We start from the raw sequence: 13,078 nt of genomic DNA, 5'->3' as shown, positions 1-13,078 counted from the left end.
AAAAGCGGCAATTATTTGGTCATTATTATTTTTTTATAATTAAACTCTTATGCTATGTACTTGGAAAGCAAAACACAAGCTTTGTTCAATTATTATCTGAGTTTACAACTATTACCTTAGTTGATGCCAGTAAATAACAAAATCATTTTAGTTTAATTTCTTAGTTGATGATCAGTTTGCTACAATAGAGCGTGTTTTTTATTAAAATTGCTGCTGTGTATAGTTCTTTTGAGTCACCTTTACAAACCATAAACCATCCCTTATTGGCTGCTCGTAAAATTCAGCTCACCATAAAGCGAGATGATCTTATTCACCCGCAAATTAGTGGCAATAAGTGGCGTAAACTAAAGTTTAATTTAGCCGCAATGCAACAACTTGGAAAATCTGAATTACTCACTTTTGGTGGTGCTTTTTCAAATCATATCCATGCCAGCGCTGCTGCGGGGAAACTATTTGGTTTTACTACTCATGGTATAATTCGGGGTCCCGAACTTGATAGCGAAAATCCAACACTGCGCTATGCAAAGCAATGTGGCATGAATTTACATCCAGTTGACCGTGTTACTTACCGGTTGAGGCATGATCAAAATTACTTAGCTGAATTACAACATCAATTTCCTAATGCTTATATTTTACCTGAAGGCGGCACTAATTCAGCAGCCCTTCTAGGCTGCAAAGAGTTGGCCGAAAGCCTTCCCCCAGCAGACTATATTATATGCCCTACGGGAAGTGGCGGAACACTAGCAGGTTTAATTGAGGGCGCATCACAAAGTACAACAGTATTAGGGGTGGCTGTACTTAAGCAAGCTGAGTATTTAATAACTGACATTAAACAATTGAGCAACCGCGCCAAACAACAACAAAACTGGCAGCTGTTATGTGACTTTCATGATGGCGGTTATGGCAAGTTTAGTGCTAATTTGTGGCAGTTTTGTCAAGCATTTAACCACCAGCACGACATTCCTCTTGAACCTATTTACAGTGGCAAAATGATGTATGCACTATGGCAACTCATTGAGCAGGGCTTTTTTGCTCCACACACACACATTATTGCGATTCATACAGGTGGGCTACAAGGTTTAGATGGCTTGCGATACCGCAATTTAATCGACTAATTAGCTGTATTAGCTATGCGGTGTTATATCTGCTAACTTTTGTAAGGGCTCAGCAAAGTAAAAGCCTTGAGCTGCAACCACCCCTAAGTTTTTGAGGGTCGCAAGTTCATTTTGCGTCTCGACCCCCACCGCATAAACAGGAAAGCTTAATTCGCTGCCCTTATTGATAATCTGTTTTACGATCTTCTGTTGTTGAGCATTTGTATCTATATTATGTATTAGCTCATAGGCCAGTTTAATACTGCGTATATTATTAAGCTGCGCATAAGTAGCTAAGTGCTCTGCACTTCTCACGTTATCAATTACCACACCAGCCGACAGTTTCTCTAAACACTTAAACTGTGAGATTAATTTTTTATGTTGGCGTAGATAATCATCTTCACTGAGTTCAAATTGAAGTTTACTAATTCCCTCATAGTCACTCATATGTTCTTTAAACCAAACCCAAAACTTGTCATTGAACCAGTTCATAGCATGTAGGTTTATACTGACTGTGATTGCACCAGCTTCGTTAGAGAGTATTCTCTTCACTTGAGTAATAACGATTTTATCTAAAAACAACACGTCATTTTTACTGCTCATGTGAGGAATAAAATGCCGAGCTGCCAATAACCCCAAATTTTTATGGCGAATGCGAATTAACGCTTCATGCTGTAAAATTTCACCTGTTTGTAAATCGAACAAAGGTTGAAAAAACAACATAAAATGTTTGTTTTTAATGTACTCAAACAAGTGCTCTTTACTGTCTGCTAACATGCTTGATTGGGTATGCCCGAACGGCAAGCGATGAATATGTTGCCATGCACTTTGTTTAGCCATAGCCAATGCTGATTTAGTTAGCTGATATACAACAGCTTGGTCTGCTCCTGTTCGGTAATTACAAACACCGATCTTGACATCAGCACGTGATAAATCACTGCGATAGTTTAAGCACGCTTGGTAAATAACTTGATGAAGCCGTTTGGTGTATTTATCAAGCTCAGTTGCAGGGATGTTATTTAAAGTAACCGCGATGCCACCTGAAGGAAGCAACTTAACGGAACGATTAACCAACTCACCAAAACCTTTCGCAATTACTAATTTAAAGTAGTTATCAACATCCAGGTTAGATGGAAAAGGTGTTTTCCAAAAGAACAAAGCAAATAAATGGTTATAACTTGTTGGCACCCCATAAAGAATATTGAGGTCTTGTCGCGGTAAAGGCCTTGGCGATGCTAGCTTTTGTGATTTAAATTGGGGTTCAATTTGTGCATCTGCTGATGCTTGCGGTTTGATAACAGGTTGCTCTTTAATAGCCGTAGACTTAGCCATACTTCGCCACCAACGCCCAGCCCAATAGCCTGTTGCTAGTAAAATAAGGTTTAATAGAATAAATAAGTGGCTTTCTAGTAACCAAGCTGGCCAATGAAACAATCGTAAACTGACTGTTTTATAACTAAATACTTCTTGCTCTACATCAATAAAATTTGCAAAGTTTTGCGGCAAGTCAGCTACATCCAAGACAAAACCCTGACTTTTTACAATAGACGCGATAATGTCTTGCGAGGTGATAGGATCTAAGTTTAATTCATATACTTCTTTAGCCAGCTCAGTGCCAGTATGATGAACCTTGTCATGAAGTACATCATTAAGAAAAATGTTAAAAACAACCACAAGCAAAAGCACAATCGTCACATAAATGACCACTGGTCGCTTGATCTGTGAAGCAAAGTCTTTTTTCATTTCACAATTTTGTTGCCCAAAGATATACAAAGTGTTGTTCAAGAACCCCATAAATACAAGGCTACAGGCTGATTAAAAGTAATTTCAGAAGAATCCTAATACCAACGCTGTCAAAAATTCCGTAAATTTAACAACCTAGCATTTACTGGTAATGAGAATTATTTTGTAATCAACAATTCAAAAAGTCGCAACTGAATCTCTGCAACAGAGTTAAATAAAGATACGCAAACTTTTACAGTAACCTGTAATCAACCCCAAGATAACTGTTTGTAATGATGAAAGGCATTATTATTTAGCCTTCGTAGATGCGCATTACCCGCAAAAATAAGCGCCATCATGACAGCGTAGCTGATGCACACCAGGCTCATGAAGATGTATTTACTCTAAATACATTTATAGCATTTGATGTCTTATATTGAGCTTGTTCTAAATCTTTTATCAATTTAGATAATAGCGCCAATTCGGTTTGTACTTCCTGCATATTTTCAGTGATATTTTGGCTTGCCTTACTCGCTTCTTCAGCTAACTGATTTTGTGATTCAATCGCTGATGACACCATGTTTGTTTGGCCGCTCACCTCAGTGATATTAGTTGTCAAAATATCGATATTCTTGAGCGCATTTTCACTATTTTCACTCACCTTCTGCGTTGATTCAGAGGTATTTTCCATATACGCCTGAAGTTGTTGCACTTGCTGCTTTATGTCATCAAGCACTGAAGATATTTCTGATGTTGAATCTTGGCTACGCGTTGCTAAACCCCGCACTTCGTCTGCAACAACAGCAAAACCACGCCCTTGTTCACCCGCTCGAGCAGCTTCAATAGCAGCATTAAGGGCTAGTAAATTAGTTTGTTCAGCAATACTCGAAATTGTATCAAGCACTGATTGAATACTGTTCGTTTTTGCACTTAACGAATCTGATTGCTGATGAGCCTGCTGAATCAGCGTAGATAGTGAGTTAATGCTCACTTTATTTGTGCCAATTATTTGCTTTGTATTATTCGATAAGTCATTTGCCTTTGCTGTATTTTTAGAGCTTTCATCTGCTGACAGTGCAATTTGCTCGATCTGGTTAGATAGCCTCGCGAAGCTATCTTGAAGCACCGATGTGGTTGAATTAACACTCTCAACTAACTCTGAAAGTTCTGTTGCAAAAGTGATTAATGATTTAACACTGGATTCGCTACTGCTGTTTGCTTGTTGCACTTGCCGTATCAACTTAGTGAGGGTATCTACCAACTCATCAACACTTCTAGAAATTGCACCTATTTCATCACTCGATTGGTCATCAATCCTCACTGTTAAATCATGGCTTGAAGCAATTTTTCCAATTAAATCTCGTACTTTTCTAACTTTTTTAGCAAGTGCCTTGATTACAAATAAACCGAAGGCGATAAAAAAAGTAATAAAAAATATCGCAAGACCTACCGTTACCACAGCCTCCATTTTAGCATCAACGTGCTTTTCCTCGATAAGCGACTCTAACGCGCTTTGTTTTTCAGTAATACGCTTGTGAATTTTGCCAATTAAGTCCGTTGACAAACTAAACCAGTCCGAAGGTTCTGGGTAAGACAAAGCCAGCTTGCCACTTTCTTGATTTAGGTTTTCGATAATTGCCTTAATACCTTTAAAGGCTTGTGAATTAGTCAATTCTGATAGCCATGCTTTATCTTCTTTTGCGGTGAGTGTTAAAGCGAGCATAGCCAAACTTTCTTCAATATTATTAAAATAGCCAGCAACTTGAACCTGACTATCTTTAGATATTGATTGTAATGATAAAATACCATTCACCTTTCCTCTAATCTGGCCTAACCTCTCCTTTAACAAAGACATTCTGATAATAGCTAAACCTGAAGAGATTGCTTCGGATTGTCTAATGTGTGAAACCCGGCTGTTAGCAACATCCAACATAAACTGGTTGGCATTAGAATAAACGGCAAACGCTGATTTTCCTTGCTGCCTATCGATATTTTCTCTTAACGCTTTTATATTTTTGTGCTTTTCTAACACTGCAGTAAATAGGGCTATTGAGTGTTTTTTCGTTTGAGTATAATTAGAAAATTCGTTAAAAACTTTATCAACAATCAAGCGTTGCTTAGCAACTTTGTCACCGTTTTTGCGATACCCTGAACCAATAAAGCCAGCAGTTAATCCCCTTTCGACTGCCGTTTCATGCGCTATTTTATCTATCATCAATACTTCGCTGATAAATTCAGCATCTTGACTCACAAGCTGCTTTTTTTGCAGGGACGCATCAATAACAATATAAGATGTTGTAAGCATCACAACCAAAGCAAATGCAATCACTGCTGCTAGCGCTTGTTGAAAGCTTATCTTACTAAGTATTTTCATGGGTGTAGGAATAAAGTTTTTTATTAAACTTAGACCATACGATTGATATCGCCAGTATTTGTAACTCTGCTCCAGGCATACTTGCAGCCATAAAAAAGAACGTAAGCACTAATCCTAGCTTCACAGACTCAATTAAAAGATAAACGATTCAATGCAAAGTAAAGGACAAAATGAGTGGGTAAATTTGTGCGGCCAGCATGCATCCTAAGTTATTTTTCAACATTATTTTTAGTTAAAAAAAGAGCCGCTATTTAGCGGCTCTCTTATACATTTTCAATTTTGTCTTTGTCTAGAACGGGATATCGTCATCAAAGTCGATTGGTGGTTCCATTGGGTTTGATGCGCCGCCTTGTGGTGCATTTTGTGGCTTAGGAGCAAAACCGCCTTGTTGTGGTGCACTGCTTTGCTGTGGAGCACCATAACCGCCACCGTATTGGTTATTGTTTTGTTGTTGCGGCGCTGACTGCTGTGGACGTTGTTGCTGTGGTGCTGGTGCAGACTGTTGCTGTGGTGCATAGCTATTATTGCTTTGTGCTTGTTGTGAGCCACCACCGTAACCGCCACCTTGCTGTTGACCACCTTGGTAACCGCCTTGTGATTGACCACCTTGATAGCCGCCACCCTGTTGATCGCCACCACGGCCACCTAACATTTGCATTTGACCGCCCATATCTACCACGATTTCTGTGGTGTATTTTTCTTGGCCTGATTGATCAGTCCATTTACGCGTTTGTAAACGGCCTTCAATATAAACTTGTGAGCCCTTGCGAAGATACTCACCAGCAACTTCAGCTAGTTTGCCAAATAACACAACACGGTGCCATTCAGTACGCTCTTGCATTTGCCCTGTGTTTTTATCTTTCCAGCTATCAGTCGTAGCAATGCTGATATTCGCTACACCATTGCCATTAGGCATATAACGTACTTCTGGATCTTGGCCTAAATTACCAACCAAGATAACTTTGTTCACACCGCGTGCCATGGAACTTCTCCTATAAAACGTTAGATTAAACCAGCAACTTTACGTGCTTGGTCTAGGTCAAATTCTTTGTCATTAATCTTTAAATAGCTGCGATTTTCATCACAAACAACCGTTGCTTCAATGACGCCCGGTAAAGCAACAAGACGAGAAGCAAGTGCTTGTGCTTGCTGCTCTGAACTTAATTCGGTCATTAAGCTAATTATTTTACTTCTTGGTGGGACTTGCATATTCCAAGCAATGATAAGCCATATTACCCCAACAAGTGCCGCTGCCGCAAACACTGCTTGCGCACTTAATGCTTGAGCAACATAGCCACCCAATAAACCGCCTAAAAAGGCACCAAAAAACTGCGTTGATGAGAACACCCCCATCGCAGAACCTTTCTGGTTTGCAGGGGCAATACGCGAAACAAGAGCTGGCATGGTGGCTTCTAAAAAGTTAAAAGCAATAAAGTAAACCAACATACAAATACCAATGCCAATCACCGAATCAACCCATAGCGACATGGCTAACATGCTTAACACCAGCAGTGCGATTGAAGCAATGAATGCTTGTTTTTCTTTTTCTTTGCGAATCGCCACTATCATCATAGGTGCCATCAAGAAAAATGCTAAAAATAATACAGGTATGTATAAATACCAATGATGATCTGCAATCAATCCATCTTTAATAAGCTGACCTGGTAATGCTACAAATACGGTAGTTAATGTAAGATGAAGCAGCATCACCCCAAAATCAAGGCGCGCTAATTGTGGGTGTTTAATAAGTTGCTTAATGTCATCAAGTGTTGCAAGCGTATCGCCTTTTGGGGCTTTACTAACTGCATTGGGCACTAAGAACAACACGATAAAAATACCTAAAAGCGCCAGCCCTGCGGTAAGCCAAAATACTCCTGCAACACCCCATGATGCGGCTACTATTGGCCCAAGTAACATAGCAACGGCAAAGCTCATACCAATACACATACCAATGACGGCCATTACTTTTGGACGCTGTTCATCACGACTTAGATCAGAAGCCAGTGCTAACAATGCACTGGCTATTGCGCCCATGCCTTGTAATGCACGCCCTAACGTCACCATTTGTACTGACTCAGCTGTTGCCGCTATCACAGAACCAAGCGCAAACACACAAAGACCACCAATAATGACTTTTTTACGACCAATTTTGTCCGATAACCAGCCCATAGGTATCTGTAATACAGCTTGCGTTAAACCATAAGCACCGATAGCAAAGCCAATCCATAGTGGCGAAAACCCTTCTAGCTGCTGACCATAAATTGCCAATACTGGCATCAGCATAAATAGGCCAAGCATGCGAAATGCAAATACGCTCGCCAACGAAACGGCAGCGCGTTTTTCTCGAGAGTTGAGTGAAGATGCTGTCATGAATTACTGATCTTGCTGTCTGTTAAAATGTGAGCGTGGATTCTACCACAAGCAAAAACTAAATAATCACCTGTGAGTGATGATTTTTTCTTTGATCAAGGATTAATCTTATCGCGTATTGTGAGATACTGAAAAAATAATTAGGTAACAAAACGAGATAGCATGGAAAACATTGAAGTCCGAGGCGCCCGTACGCACAATTTAAAAGACATCAGCCTAACCATTCCCCGTGATAAGCTGATAGTTATCACTGGCCTATCTGGTTCAGGAAAATCGTCTTTAGCGTTTGATACGCTTTATGCAGAAGGGCAACGTCGTTATGTTGAATCACTCTCTGCGTATGCAAGGCAGTTCTTATCGCTGATGGAAAAACCCGATGTGGATCACATCGAAGGTTTATCGCCTGCAATCTCTATTGAGCAAAAATCAACCTCGCATAACCCGCGCTCAACAGTCGGAACCATCACCGAAATTTACGATTACCTACGTTTATTATTTGCCCGTGTAGGTGAGCCACGCTGTCCTACTCACGACTTACCACTTGCAGCACAAACTATCAGCCAAATGGTCGATACGGTTTTAGCGCTACCTGAAGGTAGCAAGCTAATGCTATTAGCACCAGTTGTGAAAGACCGAAAAGGTGAACATGTTAAGCTGCTTGAGCAACTTGCAAGCCAAGGCTTTATTCGTGCCCGTATCGATGGCGAAGTTTGTGACTTATCAGATCCACCAACCCTTGAGCTTCATAAAAAGCACACTATCGAAGTTGTGGTTGACCGCTTTAAAGTAAAAGATGGCCAACAACAGCGTTTAGCTGAATCATTCGAAACGGCGCTTGAGCTTTCAAGCGGTATAGCTCATGTAGCGGCAATGGATGACTCTCTTAGCGAAGACATGCTGTTTTCAGCTAACTTTGCTTGCCCAACCTGTGGCTATGCAATGGGCGAGCTTGAACCGCGTTTATTCTCGTTTAATAACCCAGCAGGTGCATGCCAAAGCTGTGATGGTTTAGGTGTACGTCAGTATTTTGATCCAAACCGTGTAGTGCAAAACCCAGAGCTAAGCTTGTCGGGCGGCGCAATTAAAGGATGGGACAAACGCAGCTTTTATTATTTCCAAATGCTGCAAGCCGTTGCGGAGCATTACAAGTTTGATTTAGAAGCGCCGTTTCAAAATCTGAGTAAAGAAGCACAAAAAGTTATTCTTGAAGGTTCAGGCAAGACTAAAATTGCTTTTAATTACCGCAATGACCGTGGCGATTTAATTACGCGTAACCACGAGTTTGAAGGCGTTTTAAATAATATGAACCGCCGCTACCGCGAAACAGAATCAAACTCGGTGCGCGAAGAGCTCGCTAAATACCAAACGAGCCAAGCGTGTCCAAGCTGTCATGGCTCTCGATTACGCGAAGAAGCTCGCCATGTATTTATTGGCCAAACCAATCTACCTGCCATCACCACAATGAGTATTGGTGAAAGCATGGCATTTTTTGATAGCTTAAGCCTAACTGGTCAGCGTGCCCAAATTGCCGATAAAATCCTCAAAGAAATTCGCGACCGTTTATCTTTCCTAATTAATGTAGGCCTTAATTACTTATCACTTGAGCGAAGCGCTGACACCCTCTCAGGTGGTGAAGCTCAGCGTATTCGTTTAGCAAGCCAAATTGGTGCAGGCCTTGTTGGTGTTATGTACGTACTGGATGAACCATCAATTGGTTTGCACCAACGCGATAACGACCGCCTACTAAAAACCCTTATTCACTTACGTGATTTAGGCAACACCGTCATTGTGGTTGAGCATGACGAAGATGCCATTCGCGCTGCCGATCATATTATCGATATCGGCCCAGGTGCTGGTGTTCATGGCGGCCATGTTATTGCACAAGGTACCCATGATGATATTCTAGCAAGTAAAGATTCTATCACCGGTCAGTATCTCTCTGGTGAAAAGAAAATCGAAGTACCGGCGGCTCGCCATCAAACCAACGAAAAATGGCTTGAGCTATTTGGTGCCACAGGTAACAACTTAAAGAACGTTGATTTACGTATTCCATTTGGCTTAATGACCTGTATCACAGGTGTATCGGGCTCAGGTAAATCGACACTTATCAACGACACTTTATTTAAGCTGGCTCATACCGAGTTAAATGGCGCAACGACCGCAGAAGCAGCACCGTATAAGTCAATTAAGGGATTGAATCATTTTGATAAAGTGATTGATATTGACCAAAGCCCAATTGGCCGTACTCCGCGCTCAAACCCTGCAACTTACACTGGTATTTTTACCGGTATTCGTGAGCTATTTGCAGGCACTCAAGAAGCCCGTTCGCGTGGTTATAAAGTCGGTCGCTTTAGCTTTAACGTTAAAGGTGGCCGTTGTGAAGCTTGCCAAGGCGATGGCGTGATCAAGGTAGAAATGCACTTTTTACCAGATGTATATGTGCCTTGTGATGTATGTAAAGGTCAGCGCTACAATCGTGAAACCCTAGAAGTACAGTACAAAGGTAAAAACATTCACCAAGTACTCGAAATGACCGTTGAAGATGCCCGTGACTACTTTGATAAAATCCCGGCCATTGCACGTAAACTGCAAACGTTAATGGATGTTGGCTTGTCGTATATTCGCTTAGGTCAAGCTGCAACAACCCTCTCAGGTGGTGAAGCACAGCGTGTGAAACTGGCTCGTGAACTTTCAAAACGCGATACCGGTAAAACACTGTATATCCTTGATGAACCAACTACGGGTTTACACTTTGCTGATATTCAGCAATTATTAGTAGTACTGCACCGCTTACGCGATCACGGTAATACCATTGTTGTTATTGAGCATAACCTTGATGTGATCAAAACCGCAGACTGGATTGTCGATTTAGGCCCTGAAGGTGGCTCTGGCGGTGGTGAAATTTTAATTTCTGGTACACCTGAAGACGTCGCCGATTGTGAGCGTTCACACACAGGCAGGTACTTAAAACCACTACTATAAAAAGGATATTGCGTGCGTAGGTATTTAAAAATTGCAAAATGGCGCGCTAATAAACAGTTTCAACAACAGCAACGTAGCTGGCAACCTCATAAAACAAGGTTGGTTGAACGTTTACAAGCCATTTGGTTTAACTTAAGTACCGCACAAAAGCTCTATCTTTTGGCATTAAGCAGCCTGATTGTTGTGCCATCAGGCTGGTTAAGTGCCACCATCACCATTATTGCGCTTGTTATTGAATTTTGGCCTAAATTTAATCAACTTTGGCATTCACTTGCCGGCAAGGCACTGATTTTAATCTTCTATGCTAGTATCGCTAACTTTGTGTTGGCAGGTGCAAGCGGCATAGTAAATGATGTAACCCATGTTTCTGCCAATCATTTTAACTACACACATAACTTTGCCACACTGTTATATTTACCGCCTTGGGCGCTGGGAATAACACTAGGTACATTATTGTTATTTCAACTCTTTTTGCCTTTTTATATTTTTATTCTATTGCTGATAAAACCATTTGGCTCTGAGCGAGTTAAATTTATAAGTCAAAGCTATTCGCCGCTATTAACCGCCATCGTGCGTTTTATTTTAGCAACCGTAGTATTTATTAACTTAATTTCGTTTCTTGATGACAAGCCACCTGAAGAAGTGCTCGACAACATGGTCAGTACCTTTATCGATAGCAAAGTCATTGCCAAAGAGTCAGGTGAAGAGCAGCAAAAAGCGGTTGAAGAACTCAGTGAAAAAATTGAGCAACAAATTCCTGACATCAACGAAGAAGCTCAGGTACCTAGCCGTGATATAAACATACAAGCTGATAACGAAACGGCTGAAAATCTACGTCAGTTTTTGGATAGTAAGGGTTACTTTGAGCGCAGCAAACGCTTAATTGCCATGTTTGCTTACAGCTTTGAGGCCGATAGTTATTCGCGCTGTTTAAAGGCTGAAAACAGTAAAGCTGTTGAGCTGAATGATTACGAAATAGTGCAAGTAACCCCTGATCACAATGCTGAATATGGCTATCGATTTGAAGTCATTGCGTGTGACTCGCCAGGTGTTACCCCTGTTGCAAAGTAACGCAGTAATCCTCTTTTATTAATGAGGCTTGCTGCGCTTCTGCCAGCCAGTGAAAGAATAATAGCCCTCGATAAAGCAAACCCTCAAAAATAATATCCTTTAAAACCTTATTTCGGCCCATAAGGATTGGATTTAAACCATTGAAATTGTTTGAATTAAATTTTAAAAACCTTATAAATAAATCGCTTAGAACTAGATAAGCGACTCTATCCGAATTCCTCGCTATTGTAGTTTCCATCAACGGGCTACCAACCACTTTTGCCTCGTTGATAAAACCAATCAACCAATTAAGGGAATTACATTATGAGCAATTCAATTTTAAAAATGATGCCACTACTAGCAGTCGCTGCACTCGTTATTACAGCACCGAACACTTTACTAAATAATCAAGGTGCTCAAAAACTAGATCAACAGTTAGAGACATCTATAGCCGCCTCTATTGAGCAAATGAACAATAAAATTGATCACCAAATTGAACAACAGCTCAATAACTAACAGCTAGTTTGCCCAGCATGCTGGGCAAACCTCATCAATTAACAGGCTAAAATAATGAAAACATTAACTCGATACTTGCTCATCTCATTCATTGCTACATCAGGCTTATTAGCAAGTAGTTTTAGCATCGCTAAAAGTGCCATTTGGCAGGTAAGTAAAGGTGATGAATATATTTATCTTGCTGGTTCAATTCATATTTTACCTTCTAAAGAGCTGCCACTTCCCACTGAATTTAATCAGGCTTATAAACTGATAGATACCTTAGTGCTTGAAGCCGATGTACCTGCACCAAGCGATAGCTCGGCACAACTAACCCTGCTTAAAGCTCTTAGCTATCAAGCAGGTGAAACCTTAAGTAGCAAACTGACAGAAAAAGTTAAGCAACAATTAAAATTACAGCTTAATAGCTATGGCATGCATCTCTATGAACTGGATAGCTTTCGACCTTTTATGGTGAGCTTGCTAATCATGTCGTTAGAGTTACAAAAACAGCAGCTCTTAGGTGAGGGCGTCGATAGCTATCTTGCGAAACTGGCCAAACAAGATAATAAAAAAATAGCTTACCTTGAAACCTTAGCTTTCCAGTTAAATTTGTTTAAACAATGAGGCAATGAAGATGAGAATGCCTTTATAGAATCACTATTGGCACAAGTTTCTGACTTCCAGCAACTGTATGTTGAAATGCTCGATGCATGGCGAAATGGCGATATGCAAGCAATGGCTAAGCTTACTACCCTACCGCTAAAACAACGTGATCCCCTTACTTATGAAATGTTAATTAAGCAACGTAATTTAACCTGGCTTAGTAAGATAGAGCGCTATTTTACTAATCATCAAAAAGAGCTGGTGCTCGTTGGTGCAGCCCATTTGGCTGGTGAAGATAGCTTGTTAGGCCTATTAAAAAATAAAGGCTATGCAATTAAACAGTTGAACACAGATGAGGAATAAAAAAATGGAAAAAACAGACAAA

The 13,078-nt window shown here is 40.6% G+C and carries 8 protein-coding genes and 1 pseudogene; 5 read left to right on the top strand and 4 right to left on the bottom strand.

Features of this window, described 5'->3' with window-relative positions; all coding sequences use genetic code 11:
* The first annotated feature begins 191 nt into the window (after positions 1–191).
* The gene (locus L1267_RS04415; RefSeq protein WP_442960549.1) at positions 192–1,115 is read left to right on the top strand and encodes a 1-aminocyclopropane-1-carboxylate deaminase/D-cysteine desulfhydrase; all 924 of its coding nucleotides are present in this window, start codon (positions 192–194) and stop codon (positions 1,113–1,115) included.
* Positions 1,116–1,124: 9 nt separating this feature from the next.
* On the opposite strand, the gene L1267_RS04410 is transcribed toward L1267_RS04415, so the two are convergent.
* The 4 genes from L1267_RS04410 to L1267_RS04395 form a co-directional block, all read right to left on the bottom strand.
* Positions 1,125–2,837 (bottom strand): EAL domain-containing protein, encoded by a 1,713-nt coding sequence (locus tag L1267_RS04410; protein ID WP_199527305.1) that lies wholly within the window; start codon positions 2,835–2,837, stop codon positions 1,125–1,127.
* 364 nt (positions 2,838–3,201) lie between these two features.
* Positions 3,202–5,190 (bottom strand): methyl-accepting chemotaxis protein, encoded by a 1,989-nt coding sequence (locus L1267_RS04405; RefSeq protein WP_235382202.1) that lies wholly within the window; start codon positions 5,188–5,190, stop codon positions 3,202–3,204.
* Between the two features lie 289 nt (positions 5,191–5,479).
* Complete coding sequence (gene ssb, locus L1267_RS04400) at positions 5,480–6,172, bottom strand: single-stranded DNA-binding protein (protein ID WP_135922730.1); 693 nt, start codon at positions 6,170–6,172, stop codon at positions 5,480–5,482.
* A gap of 20 nt (positions 6,173–6,192) precedes the next feature.
* Positions 6,193–7,560: an MFS transporter gene (locus L1267_RS04395; RefSeq protein ID WP_199527303.1), complete on the bottom strand. Its 1,368-nt coding sequence runs from the start codon at positions 7,558–7,560 to the stop codon at positions 6,193–6,195.
* A 162-nt stretch (positions 7,561–7,722) separates the two neighbouring features.
* Between L1267_RS04395 and uvrA the strand changes: the two genes are divergently transcribed.
* From uvrA to L1267_RS04375, 4 genes and pseudogenes are all read left to right on the top strand, one after another.
* Entirely contained in the window at positions 7,723–10,542 is a 2,820-nt protein-coding gene (gene uvrA / locus L1267_RS04390; RefSeq protein WP_235382201.1) for an excinuclease ABC subunit UvrA, read from the top strand.
* 12 nt (positions 10,543–10,554) lie between these two features.
* On the top strand, positions 10,555–11,613 hold the full coding sequence (locus L1267_RS04385; RefSeq protein ID WP_235382200.1) for a hypothetical protein: 1,059 nt from the start codon (positions 10,555–10,557) through the stop codon (positions 11,611–11,613).
* Between the two features lie 303 nt (positions 11,614–11,916).
* Positions 11,917–12,108 (top strand): hypothetical protein, encoded by a 192-nt coding sequence (locus tag L1267_RS04380; RefSeq protein ID WP_135922734.1) that lies wholly within the window; start codon positions 11,917–11,919, stop codon positions 12,106–12,108.
* Between the two features lie 54 nt (positions 12,109–12,162).
* A pseudogene (locus L1267_RS04375) lies at positions 12,163–13,056 on the top strand (TraB/GumN family protein).
* Positions 13,057–13,078 lie beyond the last annotated feature (22 nt).

It is taken from the genome of Pseudoalteromonas sp. OFAV1 (assembly GCF_021532595.1).
Classification (GTDB): Bacteria; Pseudomonadota; Gammaproteobacteria; order Enterobacterales; family Alteromonadaceae; genus Pseudoalteromonas; species Pseudoalteromonas lipolytica_C.
Note: the sequence above shows the minus strand (reverse complement) of the source record. Positions and strands in the feature narration are given on the sequence as shown.

Excerpts from the sequence above, each read along its gene's own strand:
- uvrA (WP_235382201.1), top strand. The coding sequence starts at position 7,723 with ATGGAAAACATTGAAGTCCGAGGCGCCCGTACGCACAATTTAAAAGAC.
- L1267_RS04410 (WP_199527305.1), bottom strand. The coding sequence starts at position 2,837 with ATGAAAAAAGACTTTGCTTCACAGATCAAGCGACCAGTGGTCATTTAT.
- L1267_RS04405 (WP_235382202.1), bottom strand. The coding sequence starts at position 5,190 with ATGAAAATACTTAGTAAGATAAGCTTTCAACAAGCGCTAGCAGCAGTG.
- L1267_RS04395 (WP_199527303.1), bottom strand. The coding sequence starts at position 7,560 with ATGACAGCATCTTCACTCAACTCTCGAGAAAAACGCGCTGCCGTTTCG.
- L1267_RS04380 (WP_135922734.1), top strand. The coding sequence starts at position 11,917 with ATGAGCAATTCAATTTTAAAAATGATGCCACTACTAGCAGTCGCTGCA.
- ssb (WP_135922730.1), bottom strand. The coding sequence starts at position 6,172 with ATGGCACGCGGTGTGAACAAAGTTATCTTGGTTGGTAATTTAGGCCAA.